This window comes from Micromonospora sp. CA-248212, from assembly GCF_050948405.1.
Taxonomy (GTDB): Bacteria; Actinomycetota; Actinomycetes; order Mycobacteriales; family Micromonosporaceae; genus Micromonospora.
Genome location: NZ_CP192023.1, coordinates 7,094,954 through 7,121,146 on the forward strand (window position 1 = coordinate 7,094,954; position 26,193 = coordinate 7,121,146).

At 71.8% G+C, this 26,193-nt stretch carries 28 protein-coding genes; 18 read left to right on the top strand and 10 right to left on the bottom strand.

Annotated features, from left to right (window positions below; translation table 11 throughout):
• Window positions 1-18 precede the first annotated feature (18 nt).
• A complete protein-coding gene (locus tag ACQP03_RS33425) occupies window positions 19-1,191 on the bottom strand; it encodes a thiolase family protein (protein WP_357131604.1) in 1,173 nt (390 codons plus the stop codon).
• A gap of 134 nt (window positions 1,192-1,325) precedes the next feature.
• On the opposite strand from ACQP03_RS33425, the gene ACQP03_RS33430 reads away from it, so the two are divergent.
• Window positions 1,326-1,754, top strand: a complete 429-nt coding sequence (locus ACQP03_RS33430; RefSeq protein WP_357131601.1) for a PH domain-containing protein — start codon at window positions 1,326-1,328, stop codon at window positions 1,752-1,754.
• Here ACQP03_RS33430 and ACQP03_RS33435 read toward each other — a convergent pair.
• Both ACQP03_RS33435 and ACQP03_RS33440 read right to left on the bottom strand, forming a co-directional pair.
• Entirely contained in the window at window positions 1,747-2,664 is a 918-nt protein-coding gene (locus ACQP03_RS33435) for a rhomboid family intramembrane serine protease (protein ID WP_357131598.1), read from the bottom strand. The genes ACQP03_RS33430 and ACQP03_RS33435 overlap by 8 nt on opposite strands.
• 100 nt (window positions 2,665-2,764) lie before the next feature.
• On the bottom strand, window positions 2,765-3,295 hold the full coding sequence (locus tag ACQP03_RS33440; RefSeq protein ID WP_357131595.1) for a peptidylprolyl isomerase: 531 nt from the start codon (window positions 3,293-3,295) through the stop codon (window positions 2,765-2,767).
• A gap of 84 nt (window positions 3,296-3,379) precedes the next feature.
• Here ACQP03_RS33440 and ACQP03_RS33445 point away from each other — a divergent pair, with 84 nt between their 5' ends.
• Window positions 3,380-4,147, top strand: coding sequence for a hypothetical protein (locus ACQP03_RS33445; protein WP_357131592.1), 768 nt, complete (start codon window positions 3,380-3,382; stop codon window positions 4,145-4,147).
• A gap of 79 nt (window positions 4,148-4,226) precedes the next feature.
• Here the strand turns inward: ACQP03_RS33445 and corA are convergent, their stop codons facing one another.
• The 4 genes from corA to ACQP03_RS33465 form a co-directional block, all read right to left on the bottom strand.
• Window positions 4,227-5,375: a magnesium/cobalt transporter CorA gene (gene corA / locus ACQP03_RS33450; RefSeq protein WP_357131588.1), complete on the bottom strand. Its 1,149-nt coding sequence runs from the start codon at window positions 5,373-5,375 to the stop codon at window positions 4,227-4,229.
• 305 nt (window positions 5,376-5,680) lie between these two features.
• Window positions 5,681-6,775, bottom strand: a complete 1,095-nt coding sequence (locus ACQP03_RS33455) for a PLP-dependent aminotransferase family protein (RefSeq protein WP_357131584.1) — start codon at window positions 6,773-6,775, stop codon at window positions 5,681-5,683.
• A gap of 106 nt (window positions 6,776-6,881) precedes the next feature.
• The gene (locus ACQP03_RS33460) at window positions 6,882-7,340 is read right to left on the bottom strand and encodes an ester cyclase (RefSeq protein WP_357131581.1); all 459 of its coding nucleotides are present in this window, start codon (window positions 7,338-7,340) and stop codon (window positions 6,882-6,884) included.
• Between the two features lie 83 nt (window positions 7,341-7,423).
• Complete coding sequence (locus tag ACQP03_RS33465) at window positions 7,424-7,816, bottom strand: CBS domain-containing protein (RefSeq protein WP_355048683.1); 393 nt, start codon at window positions 7,814-7,816, stop codon at window positions 7,424-7,426.
• Between the two features lie 114 nt (window positions 7,817-7,930).
• Here ACQP03_RS33465 and ACQP03_RS33470 point away from each other — a divergent pair, with 114 nt between their 5' ends.
• The 5 genes from ACQP03_RS33470 (at window position 7,931) to ACQP03_RS33490 (ending at window position 11,435) form a co-directional block, all read left to right on the top strand.
• Window positions 7,931-8,110 (top strand): NUDIX domain-containing protein, encoded by a 180-nt coding sequence (locus ACQP03_RS33470; protein WP_357131578.1) that lies wholly within the window; start codon window positions 7,931-7,933, stop codon window positions 8,108-8,110.
• The gene (locus ACQP03_RS33475) at window positions 8,107-8,874 is read left to right on the top strand and encodes a hypothetical protein (protein ID WP_357131574.1); all 768 of its coding nucleotides are present in this window, start codon (window positions 8,107-8,109) and stop codon (window positions 8,872-8,874) included. The genes ACQP03_RS33470 and ACQP03_RS33475 overlap by 4 nt, the downstream gene beginning before the upstream one ends.
• 77 nt (window positions 8,875-8,951) lie before the next feature.
• Entirely contained in the window at window positions 8,952-9,683 is a 732-nt protein-coding gene (locus tag ACQP03_RS33480) for a phosphocholine cytidylyltransferase family protein (RefSeq protein ID WP_357171787.1), read from the top strand.
• Window positions 9,671-10,738, top strand: coding sequence for an iron-containing alcohol dehydrogenase family protein (locus ACQP03_RS33485; protein ID WP_357131568.1), 1,068 nt, complete (start codon window positions 9,671-9,673; stop codon window positions 10,736-10,738). The genes ACQP03_RS33480 and ACQP03_RS33485 overlap by 13 nt, the downstream gene beginning before the upstream one ends.
• Window positions 10,713-11,435, top strand: coding sequence for a CDP-alcohol phosphatidyltransferase family protein (locus ACQP03_RS33490; protein WP_363660853.1), 723 nt, complete (start codon window positions 10,713-10,715; stop codon window positions 11,433-11,435). The genes ACQP03_RS33485 and ACQP03_RS33490 overlap by 26 nt, the downstream gene beginning before the upstream one ends.
• Window positions 11,436-11,804: 369 nt before the next feature.
• On the opposite strand, the gene ACQP03_RS33495 is transcribed toward ACQP03_RS33490, so the two are convergent.
• Window positions 11,805-12,818: a tetratricopeptide repeat protein gene (locus ACQP03_RS33495; protein WP_357131562.1), complete on the bottom strand. Its 1,014-nt coding sequence runs from the start codon at window positions 12,816-12,818 to the stop codon at window positions 11,805-11,807.
• A 300-nt stretch (window positions 12,819-13,118) separates the two neighbouring features.
• Here ACQP03_RS33495 and ACQP03_RS33500 point away from each other — a divergent pair, with 300 nt between their 5' ends.
• Both ACQP03_RS33500 and ACQP03_RS33505 read left to right on the top strand, forming a co-directional pair.
• Window positions 13,119-13,241, top strand: coding sequence for a hypothetical protein (locus ACQP03_RS33500; RefSeq protein WP_357131559.1), 123 nt, complete (start codon window positions 13,119-13,121; stop codon window positions 13,239-13,241).
• On the top strand, window positions 13,231-14,427 hold the full coding sequence (locus tag ACQP03_RS33505) for a tetratricopeptide repeat protein (RefSeq protein ID WP_357131556.1): 1,197 nt from the start codon (window positions 13,231-13,233) through the stop codon (window positions 14,425-14,427). Before ACQP03_RS33500 ends, ACQP03_RS33505 begins: the two co-directional genes overlap by 11 nt.
• A gap of 30 nt (window positions 14,428-14,457) precedes the next feature.
• Here the strand turns inward: ACQP03_RS33505 and ACQP03_RS33510 are convergent, their stop codons facing one another.
• Window positions 14,458-15,732, bottom strand: a complete 1,275-nt coding sequence (locus ACQP03_RS33510) for a glycosyltransferase (RefSeq protein WP_357131553.1) — start codon at window positions 15,730-15,732, stop codon at window positions 14,458-14,460.
• Between the two features lie 24 nt (window positions 15,733-15,756).
• Here ACQP03_RS33510 and ACQP03_RS33515 point away from each other — a divergent pair, with 24 nt between their 5' ends.
• The 5 genes from ACQP03_RS33515 (at window position 15,757) to ACQP03_RS33535 (ending at window position 21,196) form a co-directional block, all read left to right on the top strand.
• A complete protein-coding gene (locus tag ACQP03_RS33515) occupies window positions 15,757-16,617 on the top strand; it encodes an Fpg/Nei family DNA glycosylase (RefSeq protein ID WP_357131550.1) in 861 nt (286 codons plus the stop codon).
• A gap of 264 nt (window positions 16,618-16,881) precedes the next feature.
• Window positions 16,882-18,453 (top strand): sugar transferase, encoded by a 1,572-nt coding sequence (locus tag ACQP03_RS33520; protein ID WP_357131827.1) that lies wholly within the window; start codon window positions 16,882-16,884, stop codon window positions 18,451-18,453.
• A 32-nt stretch (window positions 18,454-18,485) separates the two neighbouring features.
• Window positions 18,486-19,712: a sensor histidine kinase gene (locus ACQP03_RS33525; RefSeq protein WP_363660852.1), complete on the top strand. Its 1,227-nt coding sequence runs from the start codon at window positions 18,486-18,488 to the stop codon at window positions 19,710-19,712.
• The gene (locus ACQP03_RS33530; protein ID WP_053651534.1) at window positions 19,709-20,467 is read left to right on the top strand and encodes a LytR/AlgR family response regulator transcription factor; all 759 of its coding nucleotides are present in this window, start codon (window positions 19,709-19,711) and stop codon (window positions 20,465-20,467) included. Before ACQP03_RS33525 ends, ACQP03_RS33530 begins: the two co-directional genes overlap by 4 nt.
• 66 nt (window positions 20,468-20,533) lie before the next feature.
• Window positions 20,534-21,196, top strand: coding sequence for a DUF5701 family protein (locus tag ACQP03_RS33535; protein WP_363660851.1), 663 nt, complete (start codon window positions 20,534-20,536; stop codon window positions 21,194-21,196).
• A 28-nt stretch (window positions 21,197-21,224) separates the two neighbouring features.
• Here the strand turns inward: ACQP03_RS33535 and ACQP03_RS33540 are convergent, their stop codons facing one another.
• Window positions 21,225-21,776: a Uma2 family endonuclease gene (locus ACQP03_RS33540; protein ID WP_433459697.1), complete on the bottom strand. Its 552-nt coding sequence runs from the start codon at window positions 21,774-21,776 to the stop codon at window positions 21,225-21,227.
• 183 nt (window positions 21,777-21,959) lie between these two features.
• Here ACQP03_RS33540 and ACQP03_RS33545 point away from each other — a divergent pair, with 183 nt between their 5' ends.
• From ACQP03_RS33545 to ACQP03_RS33560, 4 genes are all read left to right on the top strand, one after another.
• Window positions 21,960-22,637 (top strand): response regulator transcription factor, encoded by a 678-nt coding sequence (locus ACQP03_RS33545; protein WP_355048673.1) that lies wholly within the window; start codon window positions 21,960-21,962, stop codon window positions 22,635-22,637.
• Window positions 22,634-23,707: a HAMP domain-containing sensor histidine kinase gene (locus tag ACQP03_RS33550; RefSeq protein ID WP_433459701.1), complete on the top strand. Its 1,074-nt coding sequence runs from the start codon at window positions 22,634-22,636 to the stop codon at window positions 23,705-23,707. The genes ACQP03_RS33545 and ACQP03_RS33550 overlap by 4 nt, the downstream gene beginning before the upstream one ends.
• A 185-nt stretch (window positions 23,708-23,892) precedes the next feature.
• Window positions 23,893-25,734, top strand: a complete 1,842-nt coding sequence (locus ACQP03_RS33555) for a DUF4153 domain-containing protein (RefSeq protein ID WP_433459703.1) — start codon at window positions 23,893-23,895, stop codon at window positions 25,732-25,734.
• 44 nt (window positions 25,735-25,778) lie between these two features.
• Window positions 25,779-26,192 (top strand): hypothetical protein, encoded by a 414-nt coding sequence (locus tag ACQP03_RS33560; RefSeq protein WP_355048671.1) that lies wholly within the window; start codon window positions 25,779-25,781, stop codon window positions 26,190-26,192.
• Window position 26,193 lies beyond the last annotated feature (1 nt).

A 26,193-nucleotide genomic window follows, 5' to 3' on the forward strand; every position in this document is an offset into this window, starting at 1 on the left:
GAGCATTTCCGGGGCGGATCAGACCAGCTCGACGATCGTGGCGTTGGCCATGCCGCCGCCCTCGCACATGGTCTGCAGGCCGTAGCGGATTCCGTTGTCCCGCATGTGCGCCAACATCGTCGTCATGATCCGGGCGCCGGAGCCACCGAGCGGATGCCCGAGGGCGATCGCCCCGCCACGCGGGTTCAGCCGCTCCGGGTCCGCCTCGGTCTCCGCCAACCAGGCGAGCGGTACGGGGGCGAACGCCTCGTTCACCTCGTACACCCCGATCTCCTCGATGCCCAGCCCCGCGCGGCGCAGCGCCTTCGCGGTGGCCGGGATGGGCGCGGTGAGCATGGTGACCGGGTCGTCGGCGGCGACCACCGCGGTGTGGATGCGGGCCAGCGGGCGCAGGCCGTGCCGGCTGGCCCAGTCGGACGTGGTCACCGCGAGCGCGGCGGCGCCGTCGGAGATCTGCGACGCGGAACCGGCGGTGACCACACCGTCGGCGCGGAACGGGGTGGGCAGCTCGGCGAGCCGGTCCAGCGAGGTGTCCCGGCGGATGCCCTCGTCGGCCGCGACCGTGCCACCGTCGTCGAGGGGCACCGCCGCCAGCTCCGGGTCGAACGCGCCGGCGTCCTGCGCGGCGGCGGCCTTCTCGTGGCTGGCCAGGGCGAACTCGTCGAGCTGGGTACGGGAGAAGCGCCAGCGCCGGGCGATCAGCTCGGCCCCGACGCCCTGGTTGAAGGGGAGCGGCGCGTCGTCCGCGAAGCCCTCCACACCCCGGTAGCGGGCGCGGAGCTGGTCGCTGAACGGCAGGCCGTCCGCCACGCTGGAACCCATCGGCACCCGGGTCATCGACTCCACCCCACCGGCGACCACCAGGTCGGCCTGGCCGGAGAGCACCGTCGCGGCGGCGAAGTGCAGGGCCTGCTGGCTGGAACCGCACTGCCGGTCGAGCGTGGTGCCGGGCACCGCCTCCGGCCAGCCGGCGGCGAGGACGGCGTTGCGGGCGATGTTCCACGACTGCTCGCCGACCTGGGACACGCAGCCCCAGAAGACGTCGTCGACCTGCGCTGGGTCGAGCCCCGTACGCTCGGCGAGGGCGCGCAGCACGTGCGCCGACAGGTCGACCGGGTGGACACCGGCGAGACCGCCCTTGCGCCGCCCGACCGGGGTGCGTACCGCGCCGACGATGACCGCGTCACTCATGTTTACTCCCCGGTAACTTGGGCTGTCCCGATCCTACGCTGACGCGGCGGGCCGCCGCCCGCCCCTCTCCGGCGTCGATCATGGAGTGGTGGTGGGCAGAAGCGGGAGGCCATGACCGCTGGCATGCTGGGCGGGTGGATGACATTCCCGGAACTCGGCAGTGGCGGGTGCCGTCGACCCTGCCCACGGCGAAGCTCGCCGGTGCCGTTCTGCTGATCGCACTCGGGTTGCTGTTCGCCGACGGTGACCCGGTGCGGCTGGTCGTGGCCGGCGTGGCCGCCGCCGCGCTGGCCGTCTGGGCGGTACGCGACCTGGTGGCGCCGGTCCGGCTGGCGGTCGACCCGGCGGGGCTCACCGTCATCCACGGCTTCGCCGGCCGGCGACTGCTGCCCTGGTCGACGGTCGAGGCGATCAGCGTGGACCGCCGGCAACGGCTCGGATTGACCGGCGAGGTCCTGGAGATCGACGCGGACGAGTCGCTGCACCTGTTCGGCAGGTACGACCTGGGAGCCACCCCGGAAGAGGTGGCCACGGCGCTGCGGGCCGCCCGCCCGGTCAGCTGAGCAGTTGCACGGTTCGGAAGATCACCGCGGCGAGCAGGATCAGCACGATGACCGAGCCGCCGACGACCTGCACCAGCGTGCGCCGCTCCCGTGGCGCGTACGCGAGCACCGCCGCCATCGCCCCGCCGACCACCAGGCCACCGATGTGCCCGGCTTTCGAGATGCCCGGCACGGCGAAGGTGAATACCAGGTTGATGACGAGGAGCGGAACGATCGCCGAGGTGTTCAGGCCGAGACGACGCATGATCACGAAGATCGCGGCGAAGAGCCCGAAGGTGGCCGTCGACGCGCCGACAGTCAGACCTTCGTTGGGAGCACTGGTCAGGAAGACGGCGACATTGCCCCCGATCCCCGCGATCAGGTAGAGGGCGAGGAAACGCACCCGCCCGAGCGCGCCCTCCAACTCCCGCCCGAGCACCCACAGCGCCCACATGTTCAGCAGCAGGTGGAACACGCCGTAGTGCAGGAACATGGCGGTGACCAGGCGGTACCACTCACCGGCCGCGACACCGTGCACCGGGCCGAAGGCAACGTACGAGGCGTAGCCGAGCACGCCACCCCAACGGGTCAGCGGCGTTCCGTCGCCGGCCAGCCCGCCGAAGCCGGAGCCGCCCAGCACCGCGGTAAAGGACCGGGCGGAGGCGACGGAGAGCAGGAAGAACAACACGTTCAGGGCGATGAGCGCCTTGGTGACGTAGCCGTGCCGGCCGGCGGCACCGCCACCGAAGGCGGTACGCGCCGGCCGGACACTACGACGACCCTCGTTGACGCACTCCGGGCACTGGTGCCCGACGGACGCCTCCCGCATGCACTCCGGACAGATCGGCCGGTCGCAGCGGGTGCACCGGACGTAGGTCTCCCGACCGGGGTGCCGGTAGCAGACCGGGGTGGTCGGCGGAGACTCGCTCACCGGGCCGACCCTCCGTCCGCCACCGCGCGAGGCACCGACGCCGGCCGGCGTGATGCTCCGGAGCGCTCAATCATGCGAGCAAAGGTACCTCGCGATGTCGTCAGGAAGCGGATCGCTCGATCTCGACCCGCTCGATGACGACGTCCTGCAGCGGACGGTCGCTCGGGCCGGTCGGGGTGTTCGCGATCGAGTCGACGATCTTCACCGACTCCTCGTCGGCGACCTGGCCGAAGATGGTGTGCCGGTTGTTGAGGTGCGGCGTCGGGGACACGGTGATGAAGAACTGCGAACCGTTGGTGCCCGGTCCGGCATTCGCCATCGCCAGCAGGTAGGGACGGTCGAACCGCAGCTCCGGGTGGAACTCGTCGGCGAACTTGTAGCCCGGCCCGCCCCGGCCGGTGCCGGTCGGGTCGCCCATCTGGACCATGAAACCGCTGATCACACGGTGCGAAATGGTGCCGTCGTAGTACGGCCCGTTGCCCGGCTGACCGGTGCGCGGGTCGGTGTACTCCCGGTTGCCCTCAGCCAGGTCGACGAAGTTGCGGACGGTCTTCGGCGCGTGGTTCGGGAAGAGCTCCAGCCGGATCGGGCCAGCGTTGGTGTGCAGGGTGGCGTAGACAGCCTCGGCCACGGGTACTCCTCACTTGTTGGTCAGTTCCATGCGGATCCTCCCATGTGCCCGATCTGGCATCGCGGAGGCATCCGAAGGTGGAGGATGACGAAGGAACAACTCCCAGGAGGTAGGACCGTGTTTGGAATCGGGCGGCGTAAGTCCCAGGGCCAGCTCGCGAAGGCAGAGCTGAACCAGAGCATCAGCCACCTGATGCAGGCAGCCAACCACGCCGCCAAGGGCGCCGGCTCCTCGGTCGGCCCGCGGGTCCAGGTGGCCCGGGGCTACGTCGGGCCGGCCGCGGTGAAGGTGCGCGACCGCGCGTCGACCGGTTGGGGTACGACACTCACCACGCTGGCACCGCTGGCCGCGGCGGCTCGGGACGGCGCCGCGCAGGCAGGGCCGCTGACCAGGAAGGCCAAGTCGAAGACCATGCGGATCACGGGGAAGAAGAAGCAGCCGCGCCGTCGCGGTTCGAAGATGACCGGCCTGCTGGCCGCGGGCGCCGTCGTCGGCCTGGTCGGTGCGGTGGCCCTGCGCCGCCGCCGCGAGCAGCAGGAGTGGGCCGAGTACGACCCGACCCACACCCTGGAGCCGATGCGCGACGAGGTCGACTCGATCGAGGTGCGTACCCCGGCCGCGACCAAGGGCTCCGACGGGTCCGCCATCTCCGGGATGACCGGCGCGGGCAGCTCGGCGGTGACCGGCGGCGACAGCGCCAGCACCACCGCCACGGCCAAGCCGACCGCTGTCCGCCCGACCGACAAGGTTCCGTCGGTCGCCGAGGGCGCCAAGGACGTTTCGGGACGCCCGGCCGACGACCTCACCAAGGCGCTGGGCAAGGACACCGCCCGCACCAACGGCCGCCGCTGACCCCTGACAGCAGCGCGACGAGCGCCGGCGACGCGGGCTTGCCCCCGCGCACCGGCGCTTCGCGCGTCTGCCGGGCCGGTCAGAGCCAGCCGTTGCGGCGGAACCAGCGGTAGAGGGCCAGCGAGACGCCGAGCATGAGGGCCAGGGCCACCGGATAGCCGTAGGTCATCTTCAGCTCGGGCATGTTCTCGAAGTTCATGCCCTCGACCCCGGCGATGGAGGTCCAGACGGCGGCGATGGCCGCCCACGCGGCGATCTTGCGCATGTCGTTGTTCTGGTCGACGGACACCTGGGCCAGCCGCGCCTGGAGGATCGAGTTCAGCAGGTCGTCGTACGAGTTCACCTGCTCGACCGTACGACTCAGGTGGTCCTGCACGTCCCGGAAGTACTTGCGGATCTCCTTGGGTACGTCCCGGTTGACCTGCGAGGTCAGGTTCATCAGCGGCCGCTGCAAGGGGACCACCGCCCGCTTGAACTCCACCAGCTCCCGCTTCATCTGGTAGATCCGCTGGATGCGCCCGTGGCTGTTGCGGTCGAAGACCTCGGCCTCCAACTGGTCCAGGTCGTCCTCGAGCTGCTCGGCCACCTCGAGGTAGAGGTCGACCACCCGGTCGGTCACCCCGTACGCCACCGCCCACGGGCCCTGGAGCAGCAGTTCCTCTTTGGTCTCCAGATCCGCCCGGACCGGGGAGAGCCGGCAGGCGTCACCGTGCCGGACGCTGATCAGGAAGTTCGGGCCGATGAAGAGCATCACCTGGCCGGTCTCGACCACCTCGGAGGTCTCGGTCAGCTCGGTGTGCTCGCAGTATCGGGCAGTGCGCAGCACCAGGAAGCTGACGTCGCCGAAGCGCTCCAGCTTGGGCCGCTGCTCGGCCTTCACGGCGTCCTCGACGGCCAGCTCGTGCAGGCCGTACGTCTCCGCGATGGCGCTCATCTCGGCCAGCTCGGGCTGGTGCAGCCCGATCCAGACGAAGCCGTGCTCCTCGCGACGTGCGGCCTCCAGCGCCTCGGCGTACGACCAGTCGCCGGGCTGCCGCCTGCCGTCGATGTACAGCGCGCAGTCGACCACTCCGCTGCGCCCGGCGCCGCTGGGCGCCGGGGTGGGTGGTGAGCCGTCGGCGTTGAGCATCCGGGTCATCGCCCGGACCGGGGACGGCCAGGCTCGGGGTCGCAGCACCCGAGATGTGTTCAACGGCGCCGTCCGGCCCCGCTCCGCCCGATCCGTCATCGCGACACCTCCCCGCGCTCGCCTGCGGCTTGCAGGCTACGCCGATGGTGGCCATCGGCAGGTGTGACGGCGGTCGCGGGTGCGGCGCCGGGCGGGCCGGGCCGCATCGGGGGGTGAAGGGACGACACGGCCCACCCGGCGCCCGTGGGGGCGGGGGTTGTGCTGCACGCGTGATCCGAGGTGGGCGGGCGGTGATCTCCGCTACACCTGACGGATGACGCTCGCAGCATTGTGGGCCGCCGGCCGCCCGCTGGGGAGACCTGAGACGGCCGGCATCGTCCTTTTGTCGGAAACCCGACAGATTTTCAGCTTCGGCTGGCCTCGACGGCCTCGGCGAGCCGGCGGACGCCCTCGTCGATCCGGTCGGCCGTCACCGCGGAGAAGGCCAGCCGCAGGGCGTGCCGCCCGCCGTCGAGGACGAAGTCACTGCCCTTGACGACGGCGACGCCACGCTCGGCCGCCGCCGGGGCGAGCCGGTCCACCAGCACGTCCTCGGGGAACTCCACCCACAGGAAGTAGCCGCCGTCGGGCTCGACGAACCGCGCCTGCGGCAGGTGCCGGCGCAGCGACTCGGCCAGCACCTGGGCCCGCTCGCCGAGCGCCGCCCGGACGGTCTCGATCGAGCGGTCGATGTCGCCGGAGACGCAGAACTGGTGCACGATCGCCTGCGACACCATGCCGGGCGAGATGTAGAGGCTCGTCGCGTTCTTGGCGATGTCGGCGATCAGATCCGCCGGACCGACCAGGTAGCCGACGCGTACGCCCGGGCAGACCGTCTTCGTGAAGCTCGACGCGTGCACGACGACGTTGCGGGTGTCCATCGAGAGCATCGACGGCAGCGCCTCGCCCCGGAAGCGGATGTCCGCGTACGGGTCGTCCTCGAAGATCGTGAAGTGGTATTCAGCGGCCAGGTCGAGCAGCTCGCGGCGCTTCTCCAGCGACAGCGTCACGCCGGCCGGGTTCTGGTAGTTCGGGATGACGTGCGCCAGCCGGGGGCGCACCCCGGACTCCAGCAGCTTGCGCAGCTCGGCGGTGTCCAGGCCGTCCGGCTGGACCGTCACACCGTGCAGCTCGCCGCCCATCCGCTGGAGGTTGAGCAGCGTGCGGTCGTACGTGGGGCGCTCGACGACCACCGCGTCGCCGGGGCGGATCAGGTGATCGAAGAGGAACGCGTCGGCCTGCAGCGACCCGTTGGTAACCAGCACCTGGTCGGCCGCGACGCCGTGCTTCTCGGCGATCCACTTGCGCAGCGGCACGTAGCCGACGGAGGTGCCGTACGCCGTGACCCCCGCGGGATCGGCGTCGAAGGCGCGTACGGCGGCGGCCTTGAGCCCTTCGACATCGACGATGTCCAGCGAGGGGGCCCCACGGGCAAAGGAGATCAGCTGCTCGGCGGTCATGGATATTGAGCGTACGGGCGGCGGCGGGGGACGCGCCGACGGCACGGCGATGTCCGCATCCTGAGCCACCGGGACGGGTGACCCGGCCGGGCCGGACGGCGACAGATCAGACCGGAAGTGCGAGCGAGTCGTGCTGCGCCGCCCGGGAGAGGCCGTCAAACTGCACGCCGAGCGAGTCGAGGAGCTGGCTCCAGTCGAAGTAGGAGCGCCACGCGACGATCCGACCCCGGCGTGCCCGGACCACGTCGGCGACCTCCCAACTCACCGAGCGACCGGTCGGGGCGACGGTGCCGTACGGCGAGTGCAACGTGCCGGTGTGGGTGCCACTGAGACGCAGCTCCACGGCCGCGCCGCTGGACGTGCGCACCGTGCCCAGCGGGTCGACCAGCAGGTCCGGAAAGGCCCCCGTCCAGGTACGCAGCAGCGCCGGCAGCTCGATCGGTCGGACCGTGAGACCCGGCATGGAGTAGAACGCCTCCGGGGCGTACAGGTCCGGCAGTCGGGCCACGTCCCGCCGCAGGAGCATCGCGTACTGCTGCTCGACCAGGCGCTCCGCGTCACGCATCGGGCCCTCCCCCACGGGCCACGGCATCTCCGCGCCCGCGAGGGATCCTTACCCGTCGATCCGACCCGGCACACCTGCGCGGTTCAGGTCGTGGCGGCCACCTCGCTCCGGGCCCAGACACGCATGATGTCCCGCACCGAGATCACCCCGGCCACCTCCCCGCCGTCGAGCACCACGAGGTGCCGGAAACCACCCCGGGCCATCGCGGCGGCCGCCTCGGCGACCGTCCACTCCGGCGCCGCGTACACGACGTCCCAGGTGAGGTGGGCGCCGGTGCGTTCGGTGTCGCAGTCGAGACCCGCGCCGATGGCCTTCAACACGTCGCGTTCGGTCATGATGCCGACCCCCTCGGACTCGGGATCGATCACGACCGCCGACCCGACACCGCGGGCCGACATCATCCGGGCCGCCTGACGGAGCGTGTGCTCCGGACCGACGACGAGGACCTGGCTGGACATTGCTTCCCGTACCTGCATCACGCATCACCCCTTTGGGACCGTGGCATTCGGTACGGACATGGTCGTCCGTGGATGTTTCCAGGACAAGACCGGACATCGTCGGGATGCGGCGACGCTCGCTACTGTCGACGCGTGTCCACCCAGCCCCTGCGCTGCGCCGGCGCGTTGATCGTCGACCGCGACGGGCGCATCTTCTTCCAGCGCCGCTCACCACACCGACGCCTGTTTCCCGACTGGTGGGACATCGTCGGCGGCCTGATCCGGCGGATCACGGAGGAGGGCTTCGCGCTCCTGCGGTCGATCGGCCGGTGAACAGCGTCGCGCTGCCGCCGCACCGGATCGCCGGACTGCTCGCCCCGGCCGTGGACCGCACCTTCCGCGCCACCATGCTCGCCGGCCACCACGGCGGTGGGGCCGAGTTGTCCCAGCGTTACGGCGGGGCGGCGGCGAGCGGTTTCCTCGTCGACCTGCGCACCCGACTGGCCGCGCCCGGTGGCGCTGTCGACGGGGCGGGGTTCGCGGCGATCACCAGGTACCGGGATCCGATCGCCTGCCGACGAGCCGTGGACAAGCAGGTGGCCCACGCGATGATCCACCGGAGCCCGGACGGCGCCCTCTCCGCCACCGAGCGCGGTGCCGCCTTCCTCGGCGAGCTGTACCAGGTGCACGCCGAGGTCACCGAGGAACTGTGGTCCGGGCACGACGAGCGGGTGGCGCGACTGGTCGCCGTGCTCGGACGGCTGGTGGCGTACGCCCTCGTGCTGGCCGACGAGGAGGGGACCCGGAGCGGCTCCGCCTTCGCCGCGCTCGCGCCCCCGCACGAGCCGGACGGCACCCCGCCCGGTGTGCTGCTGCTCAACCGCCTCGGCGCGCTGCGCTACCACCGGGCGGACGCGCACGCCGCCGCCTGGACCGCCGCCGGGCACACCGCGTCCAGCGTCACCGCCCTGCCACCCGGCCCGGAGCGGCTCGCCATCGAGCTGGAGACCGACCGCCGGGCCGCCGGGCCGTACGCCGTGCTCGCCGCCGAGGAGCGGCTGACCATGCTGGCCGACCTCGCGGCGCTGCCCGGCTGACCGGTTGGCCGGAGTCGCCGGGCTCCCCGGGGCTATCCTCCACCGGTGACGGCAGCAGGACGAGGGAGGATGTCGCGATGATCGGAATGGTGCTCGCGGCCGGGGCGGGGCGCCGGCTGCGCCCGTACACCGACACGCTGCCGAAGGCGCTGGTGCCGGTGGACGGCGAGATCACGATCCTGGACATCGCGTTGGGCAACCTCGCCGAGGTCGGGCTCACCGACATCGTGATCGTGGTCGGCTACGCGGCGGACGCGGTCCGCGTACGGCAGGCCGAGCTGGAGAAGAAGTACGGGGTCACGCTCACCCTGGTGCACAACGACAAGGCCGAGGAGTGGAACAACGCGTACTCCCTCTGGCTGGCCCGGGAGCACTTCGCGCGCGGCGTGCTGCTGGTCAACGGCGACACCGTGCACCCAGTGAGCGTGGAGAAGACCCTGCTGGCCGAGCGCGGACCGGGCATCCTGCTCGCGGTGGACACCCTCAAGCCGCTGGCCGAGGAGGAGATGAAGACCACCTTCGACGCCGCCGGCCAGCTCACCCGGATCACCAAGATCATGGATCCGGGCGAGGCGTACGGGGAGTACATCGGCGCGACGCTGATCGAGCCGCAGGTCGCCGACGCGCTCGCCGACGCCCTCGAGGCGACCTGGCGGCGGGACCCGAACCTCTACTACGAGGACGGCTACCAGGAGTTCGCCGACCGTGGTGGCGAGGTCCGGGCCGCGCCGATCGGTGACGTCCCGTGGGTCGAGGTCGACAACCACGCCGACCTGGCCCGCGCGCGGGAGATCGCGTGCCGCTACTAGCCCGGAGCGTCCTCACCCCGCTGCACATCGACGTGCGACGCGGGGCGGTCGCCGACCTGGCCGCGATCCTGGCCGACGGGCGGATCTCCTCCGGCGGCGACGTCGCGGTGGTGCTCGGCCCGGGTCAGGGCGCCCAGATCGCCGAGCTGATCCAACCGTCGCTGCGCTCGGCGGACGTCTTCACCGTCTCCGGCGGGACCCTCGAGGCCGCCGACGACCTGGGCGGCAAGCTCCGCACCCGCTCGTACGACGCGGTCGTCGGCATCGGCGGTGGCAAGACGATAGACGTCGCCAAGTACGCCGCCACCCGCCGAGGGCTGCCGATGGTGTCGGTGGCGACCAGCCTCGCCAACGACGGGATCGGCTCCCCGGTGGCCAGCCTCATCACGGACGGGATCAAGGGCTCCTACGGGGTGCACATCCCGATCGCGGTGATCGTTGACCTGGACTTCGTGGAGAGCGGCCCGGACCGGCACAACCGGGCCGGCATCGGCGACGTGGTCAGCAACATCAGCGCGCTGGCCGACTGGGAGCTGGCCCGGCAGGTACGCGGTGAGCCGGTCGATGGACTGGCCGCCTCGCTCTCCCGGGCGGGCGCCGAAGCGGTGCTCAACCACCCCGGCGACATGAGCGACGACTCCTTCGTGACCGTCCTCGCCGAGGCGTTGATCTCCAGCGGCCTGGCGATGGCGGTCTGCGGCACCAGCCGTCCGTCCAGCGGCGGCTGCCACGAGATCATGCACGCGGTCGACTCCCTCTTCCCCGGCACCGCCTCGCACGGCGAGCTGGCCGGGCTGGGGGCGTTGTTCTGTACCTGGCTGCGCGGTGACCAACGCCGCTTCGCGGAGATGTCCGCCTGCCTCGCCCGGCACGGTCTGCCCCGGCTCCCCGCCGAGGTGGCGCTCACCGACGACCAGTTCGTGGAGGCGGTGCAGTTCGCGCCGCGTACCCGCCCGGACCGGTACACCATCCTCGAGCACCTGGCCCTGTCGCCTACCGAGACGCGGGAGCGGCTGGCAGACTACGCCGGTGCAATCCGCGACCAGCTTGGCTGACCCCCGTCCCACCGTCGCCGACTTCCACCGGGTCAACCGGGGCGGCGGCCTGTTCAGCGAGTCGATCAGCCAGTGGCTCGGCGCGGTGTTCGCGCTGGTCGCGCAACGCCTCGGGCTGCGCCCGACCGCGCTGACCCTCACCAACCTGGTGCTCGGGCTGGCCACCTCGATCTCCGTGGTCGCGCTCGCCGGTCCGGTCGCCGACGGGGACGTACCGGCCTGGGTCGTCGGCCTGATCGCCCTGGTCGGCTGGCAGGTGGCGTACTCCCTGGACTGCGCCGACGGGCAGCTCGCCCGGGTGACCGGCCGGGGCAGCGCGGCCGGGGCCCGGATCGACGTGCTCTGCGACGTGGCCGCGCAGATCGCCCTGGTGGCCGCGCTGGCCGCCACCGCCGTCGCGCAGGAGCCGTCCACCCCGACCTGGCTGGTGGCCACCTTCGCGGGCACCTGGATGGTCAACCTGGTCACCTCGGTGATGCAGGCCGGCCCGAACGCCGCCAGCATGGTCACCTCGACCTCGCTGCCCGTACGCCTCGTGAAGCTGGTCCGCGACTACGGCGCGGTCGTCTTCGTGGCCGCCCTGGTCCTCGCCGCAGCGCCCGCGCTGGCGCTCTGGGTGCTTGTCGCGTTCACCATCGTCAACGGCGGCTTCCTGCTGGCGAGCATCGCCTTCTCCGCCCGCGCCTCGCTGCGCTGACCCCACCCCCGCCGCGTTCCGCAAGATCCGCAGCCTCCCTGCGCTGACCCGCCCGCGGCTGCGTTTCACAAGATCCGCACAACTTCCCCGAAACTGCTGCCTCCTGGATGTGGGAGGCAGCAGTTTCCCTGATGTCGTGTAGATCTTGCCGCGCCCGTGCGCCCGAAACGACCGCAGTGGTGTCCTGACCCGACGCCCGCCGACAAGATCGTGCTCGAACCAGGAAACAGTGCCATCCGGCCGCCCCGAGGCCACTAGATCCTGGATCAAGCACGATCTCGCGGGGGCGCGGGGTGTCGGCGTGTGGGTTGAGGGAAGGCAACCCGTTGGCATCGGGGCGTCTCGTCTTCGCCGTCGGCAGCGCTGCCCTCACGGTCCCGCAGGCGGTTCAGAACCGCGGTCTTCCGCGCGTTGTTGGCGGAGTTGTTCGAGGATGGCGGTGTCGGCTTCGAGGTCGGGGTGGTCGACCTGCCGGTCGAGGTCGACGACCTGTTCGAGTTCCCGGATCGCCTGGTCGAGGTCACCCCCCGCCCGGTGGGCCATCGCGATGTTGTACCGGGTGACGGCTTCGCCGGCCCGGTCGCCCACCTCCCGCTGGATGGGCAGGGCCTGGTGATAGTGGTCCAGAGCCCGCTGCCGATCCCCTGAACCGGCGTACACGTGGCCGATGTTGCTGAGGGTGGTGGCTTCGCCGGCCTGGTCGCCGACCTCCCGCGTAATGGGGAGGGCCTGGTGATAGTGGTCCAGGGCCTGCTGCCGATCCCCTGAACCGGCGTACGCGTGGCCGATGTTGCTGAGGGTGGTGGCTTCGACGGCCCGGTCGCCGACCTCCCGCGTAATGGGGAGTGCCTGGTGGTAGTAGTCGAAGGCCCGCTGCCGATCCCCCAACCGGCTGTACACGTGGCCGATGTTGTTGAGGGCGGTAGCTTCGCCGGCCCGGGCGCCGACCTCCCTCAGGATGGGCAAGGCCTGGTGGTAGTGGTCGAGGGCCCGCTGCCGATCCCCCAACCGGTTGTAGACGCTGCCGATGTTGTTGAGGGCGGCGGCTTCGCCGACCCGGTCGCCGGCCTGCTGGTACAAGGTCAGGGCCTGCTGGTAGTCCTCCAGTGCCGGCCAGGGCCGACCGGTCGACGACCGGGCCCAGCCACGCTGATAGAGGGCATCGGCGTCCGGGCCGAGGGTCAGGGTCGCGGTAGCCATGGCCTCGACCGCGGCGAACCGCGACGTATCCAGCCACACCTGACACACGCGGGCACCGAGGTCCCGGGCGATCGCCGGCAGCCGACCAGCGACAGCAAGCCGATGCACCTCCACGTGTCGGGCGACGGTGGTCGCCGCAGCGGGGGCGACGGGGCGCGGTCGCGGCGTTCCCCGACCCGCCATGCCCGACCCACCTCGCTCCTCCTGCTGCTACCGGTTGCCGACGCGGCGGTTGCCGAGGGTCGGACCGCGACACCACCGGCATGCGGCGGTGGCATCGGCCGTCATTGTTCTTCCCACGATGGCCGGGATGCGCTAAGCGCGTCGGAAACCCGTCACCTGAGGCGGACTCATCGAGCGGTCCCGGGAAGCGGATGAAACGTACAGTAGCCGCCAAGGTCCGCCCGTCGATCACTTAGCCGAGGCCGGACGTGGGCGGTCCTGGGCCGGCTTGACCGGGCGTACCGGGGGAGGGCGCGGGCGATGGGAAACGCCACGGTGCAGGTGTCCGGGGCGCAAGCCGCGAGCTGGGCGGCGGAGCTGCGGGCCGCGCTGGTCGGGGCCGTGGGGCCGAACGACAGCGTCGCCCCTTCCGATGGCCACTGACCCGAGGGACCTCGCCCGATGGGTCGAGGTGCATCGGCTTGCTGTCGTCGGGCGGCAGCCGGCGATCGCCGGGGATGTCGGTGCCCGGGTGTGTCAGGTGTGGCTGGATACGTCGCGGTTCGCGGCGGTCGAGGCCATGGCCACCGCGACCCTGACCCTCGGCCCGGACGCCGACGCCCTCTATCGGCGTGGCTGGGCGCGGGCGTCAACCGGTCGGCCCTGGCCGGCACTGGAGGACTACCAGCAGGCCCTGACCTTGTACCAGCAGGCCGGCAACCGGGCCGGCGAAGCCGCCGCCCTCAACAACATCGGCAGCGTGTACGACAAGCTGGGGGATCGGCGGCTGGCTCTCGACCACTACCACCAAGCCCTCCCCATCCTGAGGGAGGTCGGCAACCGGGCCGGCGAGGCCGCCACCCTCAACAACATCGGCCACGTGTACAACCGGTTGGGGGATCGGCGGCAGGCTCTCGACCACTACCACCAAGCCCTCCCCATTGGTAGGGAGGTCGGCGACCGGGCCGGCGAAGCCGCCACCCTCAACAACATCGGCCTCGCGTACCACGGTTTAGGGGATCGGCAGCAGGCCCTCGACCACTACCAGCAAGCCCTCCCCATCCAGCGGAACGTCGGCAACCGGGCCGGTGAAGCCGCCACCCTCAACAACATCGGCAGCGTCCACAACAGTTTGGGGGATCGGCAGCAGGCCCTCGACCACTACCACCAGGCTTTCGGCATTGCGCGGGAAGTCGGCGACCGGGCCGGCGAAGCCACCATCCTCAACAACATCGGCCACGTGTACGACGGTTTAGGGGATCGGCAGCAGGCCCTCGACCACTACCAGCAGGCCCTCCCCATCCAGCGGAACGTCGGCAACCGGGCCGGCGAAGCCGTCACCCTCAACAACATCGGCAGCGTTCACAACCGGTTGGGGGATCGGCAACAGGCCCTCGACCACTACCACCAAGCCCTCTTTATCCAGCGGGAGGTCGGCGACCGGGCCGGCGAAGCCGTCACTCGGTACAACATCGCGATGGCCCACGGGGCGGGGGGTGACCTCGACCAGGCGATCCGGGAACTCGAACACGTCGTCGACCTGGACCGGCAGGTCGACCGCCCCGACCTCGAAGCCGACACCGCCCTCCTCGAACAACTCCGCCAACAACGCTCCCTGCCCAACACCTGAGCGGTGATCAACCTTTCGGCAGGTTCGGGGTCAACGGCGGCGGGCCACGTCGGCGTAGATGTCCAGGTGGCGCTTGATGACCACGTCGGGGTGAAACGTCTGCTCGTACCGCAGCCGGGCCGGTGCGGCGAGCGCGGCGGCGCCAGCCCGCGCGACCGGGAGCGCTGCGGCCAACGCGGCCGGGTCCGGCGGGACCACCCAGCCGGCGGTGCCGGTGACCAGGCCGGCCGGCACCGCAGGCGGACCTGCCGGCGGCGGGGAATGGCCGGCGACGGCGGAGGCGATCTCGGCGGGCCCGGTGCCGGCGGGCTCGTGCGGGGCGTCGGCCCCGACCAGGTACGGAATGCCGCCCAGCGCCGTCCCCAGCACCGGCCGGCCGCTCGCCAACGCCTCGATGATCACGGTGGGCAGCACGTCGTGCCACATCGCGGCGGCGATCACCACCGCGCTCGCCTCGACTGCGGCCTGCACGCCGGCCCGGTCGAGCTGACCGAGGTAGACCACGTCGGGTCGTTCGGCGGCGGCTGCCTCCACGAGCGGGCGCAGCTCGCCGTCACCGGCCACCCGCAGCGTGCCCAGCGAACCCACCGGATGCCGCCGCCAAGCGTCCAGCAGCAGGTCGACGCCCTTCTCGGGGGAGAGCCGGGCCAGGTAGAGGAACCCGTCACCCAGCGGCGACGGTCGGCCCGGGTCGGGGATCGCGTTCGGCTTCACGACGATCCGGTCGTCCGGGATGCCGTAGTCGCGGAGGTGGTCGGCGATGGCCGTGGTGAGCGCGATGTACCGGTCCACGGAGCGCCAGGTGCCCCGGTGCACGGCCAGGGTGGTCGCCATCAGCGCGCTCTGCGCCGCCGAGTCGCGGTAGCACCGGTGCCTGATCGCCGGCACGCCCAGCGCCCGGCCCTTGCAGTCCTGGCAGATCACCCCGTCGCGGAAGTAGATCCCCGAGGAGCAGACCTGCCGGTAGTTGTGCACCGTCTGCACCACCGGCACGCCGTGCCGGTGCGCGGTCCGCACCACCCAGGGCGAGATCAGAGGGTACGGGTTGTGCAGGTGCAGGACGTCCGGTCGGTGCTCGGTGAGCAGCCGGCTCAGGTCCTGCTGTGCGCGGGGCGCCCAGATCGGTGAGATCGGCAGCAGCGCCTTGGCGGCCTTCGACATCGAGGGGATCTCGTCCGAGCTGCGGATGAAGGGCAGCACCTCGACACCGGCGGCGGTGAGCTGGGCGATCTCCGCGTCGACGATGGTGTTCTCGCCGGAGGGCTGAGCTTCCCGGTACCGGTTGTGCGCCACCACGATTCTCACGGGAAAGAAGGCTACCGTTGGCTGGTGCCCGAACTACCGGAGGTTGAAGCGCTCGCGGGTTACCTGCGGCAGCGCGCGGTGGGGCGGCGTGTCGACCGGCTGGAGATCGCCGCGATCAGCGCCCTGAAGACGTACGATCCGGCACCCACCGCCGTCGCCGGCAAGGCGGTGGTCGACGCCCGTCGGCACGGCAAGTTCCTCGACGTGGTGATCGAGGGTGACCTGCATCTCGTGGTTCATCTGGCCCGGGCAGGCTGGCTGCACTACCGGGAGGCGTTCCCGGCCACCACCCCGTTGCGCCCCGGCAAGGGCCCGATCGCCGTGCGGGTCCGGCTCGACGACGGCTCCGGCTTCGACCTCACCGAGGCCGGTACGCAGAAGAAGCTGGCCGCCTACCTGGTCACCGACCCGGCGGCGGTACCCGGGGTGGCCAAGCTGGGGCCGGACGCGCTCGCCGCCGACCTGCCCACCTTCGCCGAGCGGCTGCGCAGCCGACGCGGGCAGGTCAAGGGGGTGCTGACCGACCAGTCGGTGCTGTCCGGGGTGGGCAACGCGTACTCCGACGAGATCCTGCACGCCGCGAAGCTGTCTCCGTTCGCGATCACCGATCGGCTCACGGACGCCCAGCTCGCCACCCTGCACGCGGCGACACGGCAGGTGCTCGGGGACGCCGTCGAGCGGTCCCTCGGTCAGCGTGCCGCCGAACTCAAGGGCGAGAAGCGATCCGGGTTGAAGGTGCACGCCCGTACCGGCCTGCCCTGCCCGGTCTGTGGCGACACCGTCCGGGAAGTCTCGTTCGCCGACTCGAGCCTGCAGTACTGCGCCACCTGTCAGACCGGCGGCAAGCCGCTGGCTGACCGACGGTTGTCCCGTCTCGTACGGTGAGTAATCCCACGAGGCGACTACAGAGCGGAATCGACCCGAGTGAGCCGAACCTCCGGTCCACCGTTCTCGCCACAGGCGTATCCATCGGTATAGTGGCCCGGTCCCCGGCTTCTGAAATGGTGCGGAGCCGGCCAGATCCCGCCGACACCATCGGTCGCCAATCTCCTGCGGGGCGGCGACCGGCCGGAGCCCGCGTGGGAGACTGGGACGGTGGGCGACCCGGGCCCTCACGGCGAGTGAGCGGCACGTGTCATGCGGGAGGACATGGGTGAGGTGACGGCAAGCCTCCAGCGCCCGGTATCCAACGAAGGCCGGAGCAGACTCGTGCGGCACGTCGACAGCTTCGAGATCCAGCCGCCGACGCCGCCGTCACACAACGGCGTCCCTCGGTCGGCGTGGGCCAGGGCGCGACGACGTGTCTCCCGTTGGCACCGCCCCTACACCGCGATCCTGCTGCTGCTCGACTTCGGCGCGGCGGCGTTCGCCAGTTGGATCGCGATCCAACTCTTCGACCAGGCCGCCTCGGGTTTCTCGGGCACCAACCAGGACCCGACCTGGTTCCACACCATCTCCTACCTCCTGCTGCCGCTGGGCTGGGTGGTCATCCTCTGGAGCAACCGGGCGTACGACCGGCGCTATCTGGGGCTCGGCCCGGACGAGTTCAAGCGGGTCATCAGGGCCGCGGTCACGGTGGCGGCCAGCGTCTCCTTCCTCGCCTTCGCCACCAAGACCGCGCTGTCGCGGTGGACGGTGGGCACGGCGCTGCTCGGGGCGCTGCTGCTGATCCTGTGGGGCCGTTTCGTGGCCCGCTGGGCGCTGCACTACATCCGTCGGCGGGCCGGTCAGGCCGCGCACCGGATGGTGCTGGTCGGCACCCTGCCGGAGTGCCTGGAGGTCTACGCGGCGGTCACCCGTAGCCCGGCCGCCGGCCTGATGCCGGTCGCCATCCACATCACCGACGGCTACGCGGCGGCCCGCGGGGTGCCGACACCGGTGCCGGTGCACTCGGGCCGGGACGTCCTGGCCCTGGTCCGCGAGGTCGGCGGGGACACCATCGCCGTGTGCGGGTCGGCCAGCGCCGAGCCGGGCGAGCTGCGCCGACTGGCCTGGCAGCTCGAAGGCTCCGGGGTCGATCTCGTGGTCGCCCCGCAGTTGACCGACATCGCCGGCCCGCGTGTGCACATCCGGCCGATCGAGGGTCTGCCGCTGCTGCACGTCGAGGAGCCGACGCTCTCCGGGCCGGCGCTGCTGGCCAAGAACCTGATGGACCGGGTCGCCGCCGGCCTGGGCCTGCTGCTGCTGATCCCGCTCTTCATCTCGATCGCGGTGGCGATCCGAATCTCCGACCGCGGGCCGGTCTTCTTCCGCCAGCCCCGGGTGGGGCACGAGGGACGCACGTTCCGGGTGTGGAAGTTCCGGACGATGTACGTCGACGCCGAGGACCGGCTGGCCAGCCTCACCGACCAGAACGAGACCGACGGCATGCTGTTCAAGATGAAGCAGGACCCCCGGGTCTTCCCGGTGGGTCGCTTCCTGCGGGCCTCGTCGCTGGACGAGCTGCCGCAGTTGATCAACGTGCTCTGGGGTGAGATGTCGCTGGTCGGACCGCGCCCGCTGCCCGCCGACGACGGCGACTTCCTGGGCGACGTGCGACGCCGGCTGCTGGTGCGCCCCGGCATGACCGGGCTGTGGCAGGTCTCCGGCCGCTCCGACCTGTCGTGGGACGAGGCCGTCCGGCTCGACCTCTACTACGTCGACAACTGGTCGCTGGCGTACGACCTCAGCATCCTGTGGCGGACGGTCGGTGTGGTGCTCGCCCGCAAGGGCGCCTACTAGCGCGGGCGGCGGCGAGCCGTCAGGATCGCTGCGTGGGTGGCAACCTCTCCGCCGTCGTCGGCGTCGTCTCGCTGGTCACCGCGCTGACCGCGGCTCTGCTGGCGGTGCTGCGACTGCGCGCCCGGCGCGGCATCGCCACCGCCACCCAGCGGGCCACCTACGAGGTGCTGCACACCGCCGGGCTGGCCGCCGAACCGCTCCGGGCGGGGCTGAGCGCGGCCGGCGCGGCGAAGGCCGTACGCCATCTGCGGGCCCTGGTGGGCGCGGTCGGGCTGGCGCTCACGGACGCCGACAAGGTGCTCGCCCTCGACGGACGCGGCACGCACCACGGCGAGCAGCTGCTGGCGGCGGCCCAGCGGTCGATCAGCTCCGGGCGGTCGACGGTGCTCGGGGAGTCCGACCTGCGCTGCGACCGGGTGGACTGCCCGATCCGGGGTGCGGTGGTCGCGCCCCTGCACGGCGCCGACGCCCGGGTGGTCGGGGCGCTGGTGGCGATCGCCGACAACGCGCCGGCGCCGGGGCTGGTGCAGGCGACCCTGGAGACCGCGCACTGGGCCGGCAACCAGCTCGCCCTGGCCGAGCTGGACTCGTCCCGGGAGCGGCTGGCGCGGGCCGAGATCCGGGCGCTGCGGGCGCAGATCAGCCCACACTTCATCTACAACGCGTTGACCGCGATCGGCTCGTTCGTCCGCACCGACCCGGAGCGCGCCCGGGAGTTGATCCTGGAGTTCGCGGAGTTCACCAGGTACTCGTTCCGGGCGCACGGGGAGTTCACCACCCTCGCCGAGGAGCTGCGGTCGATCGACCGGTACCTGACGATCGAGCGGGCCCGCTTCGGCGACCGGTTGCAGGTGCGGTTGCAGATCGCGCCGGAGGTGCTGCCGGTGACGCTGCCGTTCCTGTGCCTCCAGCCGCTGGTGGAGAACGCCGTCCGGCACGGGTTGTCCCGCAAGCCGGGCACGGGCATGGTGAGCATCGAGGCCCGGGACGCGGGCGCCGAATGCCACATCACGGTGGAGGACGACGGGGTGGGTATGGATCCGACCGCGCTGACCGCCGGCATCGCCGAGCTGGCCCGCAGCACCGGCGACCCGGGTGACGACACGGGCCAGCACGTCGGCCTCTCGAACGTCGACGAGCGGCTGCGCTCGGTCTTCGGTGATCGTTTCGGGCTGGTCGTCGAGACCGGGCTGGGCTCGGGCACGCGGGTGAGCGTGCGGGTGCCGAAGTTCCACCCGGGCGTAAGGGCCGGCTCGTGACCACCGGGTTCCTGCGGGTGTTGGCGGTGGACGACGAGCCGCCGGCACTCGACGAGTTGGCGTACCACCTGCGGGCCGATCCCCGGGTGGCCCGCCTGCACACGGCCGGGGACGCCACGGAGGCGCTGCGGCTGCTGCGCGACGGCGACGTGGACGTGGTCTTCCTGGACATCCGGATGCCCGGCCTGGACGGCATGGAGCTGGCCCGGGTGCTGCGGCGGTTCGCCCGGCCACCGGCGATCGTCTTCGTCACCGCGTACGACGACGGCGCGGTGGACGCCTTCGACCTGGGCGCCACGGACTATGTCCGCAAACCGGTACGCGCCGAACGGCTGGCCGAGTCGCTGCGGCGGGTGATCGGTTCGCGGGTGGTGCCGTCACACCCGGCGGCGCTGGCCCGCGCCGAGGAGGATCCGACCATCCCGATCGAGCTGGCCGGGACGACCCGGATGCTGCCGCGCTCGGCGGTGCGGTGGGTGGAGGCGCAGGGCGATTACGCGCGGCTGCACACCGCCGAGGGGTCGCACCTGGTACGGGTTTCGCTCGCCACGCTTGCCGAGCGTTGGGCGGACGCGGGTTTCGTGCGGGTGCACCGGTCGTACCTGGTGCAGTTGAAGTTGATCGCGGAACTGCGTCTGGTGAACTCCGGCTACGTGGTGGTGGTCGACTCCACCGAGCTGCCGGTGAGCCGGCGGCACACCCGCGAGCTGAAGGACAAGCTGGTCAGGGCGGCGAAGCAGGATTGGAGTCGCTGAACCGGGAATGCGCCCGACCATCCCGTACGTTGTACGCTAGGCCGTACGACAACCCGGGAGGCCGCCGTGCACGAAACTCCGTTCAACGCCGAGACCGAGTTCGACAGCCAGCTCGACCGCCTGCTGGAGTTGGGTTACCCGACCCTGGCCGGGATGACCGAGAGCGCCTTCCGCGACCTGGTCGCGCCCCTGCGGGCGCGAGCGGTCGACGGTGCCGCCGGCCTGCCCGCGCCCACCGACGCCCGGGTGCCGTTCCTGCTGGTCGTCACGCGCGACCTGATCGGCGTGGAGCCCCGACTCGAACTCACCACCCTGGCCGGCAAGCGCAAGCCCGGGTTCCTCGACCGGCACTACGCCGAGGACGACCTGCCGCGCTTCGACCCCATCAAGGAGCTGGAGGCACCCGCCGGGCCGGCGTACCTCCTCTTCGACGTCGACCGTGGTGAGGAGTTCCGCAACCTCGCCCCGGCGGCGGCCATGGAGGGTATGACCGCCCAGGATCGGCTTCCGCTCACCATCGACGAGGGGCTCGCCTTCATCACGCTGTACCCCGAGGCGCTGGCCAGCAACAGGTGCTTCTCGCTGGTCGGATCACGGTGCGGCGACAGGCGGGTGCCGGCGCTGTGGATCAGCCAGGGCGCGCCGAAGCTCGGCTGGTGCTGGTACGGCAACCCGCACACCTGGCTCGGCTCCGCCTCGGCCCGCCCCGAGCGCGTCGGCCTGGACTGAACCCGGCAACCACCGAGCAGAGGCCAGGTCAGAAGATGTCGGCGAGCGCAAGCGTGAGCGGGAACGGCTGCTCACTGCGGTAGACCTCGCCCGCTGGCATGGCGACCTGCTCCCGGTAACCGCCGGGCGCGTTCACGAGCACCGTCACGGTCTGCTTGCGGGGCTCCACCAGCCAGTAGCGGGGAATGCCGGCCGCCGCGTACTCGTGCCGGTTGAGCACCAGGTCGCGGCCGGCGTTGCTCGGCGAGATCACCTCGACGACGAGGAGCACGTCGACCGGGTCGAGCGCGGCGCCACCCCGATCCATCGCGCTCTCGCGCGCGACGAACAGATCCGGAACGAAGTACGACGAGCGCTTCGCACTGACGCCGATGTCCTGCCCGACAAGCAGACCAGCCGGTGCCTGCCGGTCGAGGATTCGGCGGAGGCGGTTGGCGACCGCGCCGTGGAAGACGTCCGCATGGGGGGACACGAGCAGGCTCCCGTCGAAGATCTCGTAGACCTGGTTGTCCTCGGGGAGGGCCTGGAGGTCGTCCACCGTCCAGGCGTCACCTCGGCCGGGCCGGGCAGGGTTGGTCACCGTCACACCTCCTCTCTACCGGTCCACCCTGACAGCTCGGTTGGTCGTCCACAACGAGCCTCGGACGTTCGGGGAGGCCGGCGGCCATTGCCGCCGAGTTATCCACAGGGCTGACCGGTTCTCCACAGGTTGTTCACAACGCCACCCACTGATCTCCACGGTGGCTCCCTACAGTCAGACCCCATGAAGGAACGCCGCGTCCTGGTCGTCGAGGACGAACGCACCATCGCCGAGTCGGTCGCCGCCCGACTCCGCGCCGAGGGTTTCGCGGTGGAGATCGCCACGGACGGCCCCAGCGCGGTTGAGCGGTTCCGGACCGGGCAGCCGGACCTTGTCGTCCTCGACGTGATGCTGCCCGGGTTCGACGGTCTGGAGGTGTGCCGGCGTATCCAGGCCGTCCGGCCGGTTCCGGTGCTGATGCTCACCGCCCGCGACGACGAGACCGATCTGCTGGTCGGGCTCGCCGTCGGCGCGGACGACTACCTCACCAAGCCGTTCTCGATGCGCGAGCTGGCTGCCCGCGTCCACGTGCTGCTGCGCCGGATGGAACGGGCCGCGACCCCCGCGCCACCCGCCATCCGCCTCGGCGACATCGAGATCAACGAAGCCGAACGGCGGGTTCGCCGGGCCGGCGCGGACGTGCACCTCACGCCGACCGAGTTCGACCTCCTGCTGCACCTCGCCGGCCGACCCCGGACGGTGCTTCCCCGGGAACGACTGCTCGCCGACGTCTGGGGCTGGGCCGACGGCACCGGCACCCGCACGGTGGACAGCCACGTGAAGGCCTTGCGCCGCAAACTCGGCGCCGACCTGATCCGGACCGTCCACGGCGTCGGATACGCCCTGGAGGTTCCCGCGTGACCGGCCGGCAGGTGGACTGGCTGAACCGGGTGCTTCCCCGCCCCCTCGACCCGGTCCGCTCGATCAAGATGAAGCTCGGTGTCCTGCTGGTCGCCTCCTGGGCGGTGGCCATCGGCTACTTCTGGTACGGCATCGGCTGGCTCCCACCGGGCACGGCGATCACCGCCATCTGCATCGCGCTGGTCACCTCGCAGGTGCTCGCCCACGGGATGACCTCGCCGCTGCGCGAGATGACGGCCGCCGCCGGGGTGATGGCCCGCGGCGACTACACCCGTCGGGTACGCGCCACCTCCCGGGACGAGGTGGGCGAGCTGGCCCAGGCGTTCAACAAGATGGCCGAGGACCTGCACGCGGCGGACCAGCGGCGGCGTGAGCTGATCGCCAACGTCTCCCACGAGCTGCGGACGCCGATCACCGCGTTGCAGGGCGTACTGGAGAACATGGTGGACGGGGTGGCCGAGCCGGAGCCGGCGGCACTGCGCGCGGCGTTGTCCCAGACCGAGCGGCTCGGTCATCTCGTCGCCGACCTGCTCGACCTGTCCCGTCTCGACGCCGGGGTGGTGCCACTGCGCCGGGTCACCATCGACGTGGGGGACTTCCTCGACGAGGCGGTGGAGCACGCCACCGCCAGCGCGGCCGGCGCGGGGCTGGACGTGGACTTCCGGCTGCACGAGTTGGCGACGCCGTTGACCGTGCACGCCGACCCGTGGCGGTTGCACCAGGTCTTCACCAACCTGCTCGACAACGCGGCGCGACACAGTCCGCCGGGCGGCACCGTGCGGGTGAGCGCCGAGGAACACGCCGGCCAGCTCCACTTCGAGGTCAGCGACGAGGGACCGGGCATCCCGACGGCCGAGCGGTCGCGGGTGTTCGAACGATTCACCCGCGGCGACCGCGCCGCCGGGGGTGGAACCGGCCTCGGCCTCGCCATCGCCCGCTGGGTCGTCGAACTCCACGGCGGCCGGATCGCGGTCCTCGACCCGGTCAGCGCCGCCAAGGGCGCCCGTCCGGGCTGCCGCATCCAGGTCACCATCCCGAACAACGGCCCAGACCGAGGAGAGGTCGCATGACCACCCCTGGCAGCACTCCGCCGCCGACCAGCGGCCCGGCGACGCGAGTCGCCGAAGCACCGGCACGGCCGACCGCCAACCCGTCGGCACCGCCGACCGGAGGCCCAGCGGCACCGCCGACCGGTCGCCCAGCGGCACCGCCGACCGGCCCCGCCGGACGGCCGCTTCCGGCCTGGCCCCAGCCGATGGCGGCTGTACCCCGGCCACCGTCGCTGATCGAGCGGCGCTGGCCAGGGCCATCGGGTGCCGCGCGCCCGCTCGTCCTGGCGGCCCTCACGGCGGCTGCCGTCCTCGGCGCGTCGACGATCACGATGGTTCGTCCCGGACTCGGCTGGCTGGTGGCCGTGCTGGCCGGCACCGCCGCGCTGGCCGTCGCCGCCGTCGTTCGGGGGAAGCCGTCGACCACTCCACCCGCGTCGGCGACACCGACGCCACCGACCACCTCACCCAGTCCGACGAGTCCGGCGACCCAGCCCAGCGCAACCGGCCAGCCCAGCCCGGCTACCCCGGCCGCCCCGACGGCCCAGGTCACCTCGACCACGCCGGCCACGGCGGCCGGTCCGGCCGGTCCGGCCGCTCCGACCACGCCGGCAGCCCAGGCCACGCCGACGGCCCAGGCCACGCCGACGGCCCAGGCCACGCCGACGGCCCAGGCCACGCCAACCACCCCCACCACGCCGGCGGACCGGGCCACGCCGACGGACGGGGTAACCCCGGCGGCCATCGCCCGTCCCGATGCCACGGGGGCATCGGGGCGGGCGGCGCAGGTCGTCTGGGCCGCCGCGACCGTCGCGTTGGTGGGCGTGGGTACCCTCCGGGCAGCCGGCTGGCTCTTCGCGCTCTGCCTGCTCGCCGCCGTGGTGACCGGGACGCTCGCGGTGACCGGCGGGCGGAGCCCGCTCGGGATGCTGCTGGCCGCGACCCTGCCGCCGGCCGCGACGGTACGGGCGCTCCCCTGGGCGGTACGCGGGCTGCGCGACACCCGACCGGCCGGCTCGGGGATCGCCGTCGGACGGGTCCTGACCAGCGTGGCGATCTCCGCCGGTCTGCTGATGCTGTTCGGCCTGCTCTTCTCCTCCGCCGACGCGGTCTTCGCCGACCTGGTCAGCGGCTTGTTGCCCGACATCTCGGTTCCCGGCACCATCGGGTGGACGTTCCGTCTGCTGCTGATCGGTGGCGGTCTGCTGGGTGCCGCGTACCTGGTCAGTCGACCGCCCAACCTCGACGGCCTGCGGCCTGGGCCGGCGCGGCCGGCGCACCGGCTCGAGTGGACGCTTCCGCTGGTGCTGCTCGACGCCCTGTTCGCGGCGTTCGTACTGGTCCAGTTGACGGTGCTGTTCGGTGGCTCGGGGCACGTGCTGCGCACGGCAGGGCTCACCTACGCGCAGTACGCGCGCGGCGGCTTCTGGCAACTGCTCGCCGTCACCGGGCTCACCCTGCTGGTGATCGCCGTCGCGGCCCGTCGGGCACCGAAGGCCACACGGACCGACCGGCTGCTCGTCCGCGCGCTGCTCGGGGCGCTGACCGCGCTCAGCCTGGTGATCGTCGCCTCGGCGCTCTACCGGATGCAGGTCTACGCCGACGCGTACGGCGCCACCCGCCTGCGGCTCGTCGTGGCAACCGTCGAACTGTGGCTCGGGCTGCTGTTCGTGCTGGTCGGCGTAGCCGTGGTACGGCTGCGGGCCACCTGGCTGCCCCGACTGGTGATCGGCACGGCGGTACTGGCGCTGCTCGGGCTGGCCCTGGTCAACCCCGATCGGCTGATCGCCGACCGGAACGTCGACAGGTATCTGCAGACCGGCCGGTTGGACGTCGACTACGTGTCCGGTCTCTCGGCGGACGCCGTACCCGCCCTGGCCCGGCTGCCCGAGCCGATGCGGATCTGCGCTCTGTCCCGGCTCGCCGTCGAACTGCCACGGGACGGTGTCTGGGCGACGAACCTCGGACGGGAGCGCGCCCGCCCCGAGCTGGACCGGATCCCGGTGATCGGCCCGGCCTCGCACTGCCTCGTCCCGCGTGGCTGGTGAGCGTCGACGCTTGACAATCCGGCGAGGCGGGCAAGACTGCCGGGGTGGCCAAGCAACTCCCTGACGTGGGGTCGGGCGGTGCGGTTCCGCCGCCCCGCCGGGCCCGGATCGTGTTGGCCGACATCACCCGGCGCGACACGCGCTCCGAGCGGACCCGCGCCGAGCTGGCCCAGCAGACCCAGGTCGGCGAGGCGCTGGTCCGTGGCCTGGTCCGGGCCCAGCTCGCGCTGGCGTTGCGGTTGTCGCTGGTGGTCGTCATTGGGCTGGGCGGGTTGCCCTGGCTGTTCGCCATCGCGCCGTCGCTCGGCCGGACCACCGTGGCCGGCGTCAACCTGCCCTGGCTGCTGCTCGGGGTGGCGTCGTTCCCGTTCCTGATCGCGGTGGGCTGGGCGTACGTGCGGCTGGCCGAGCGCAACGAGCAGGACTTCACCGACCTGGTGCAGCGGCCGGAGCACTGAG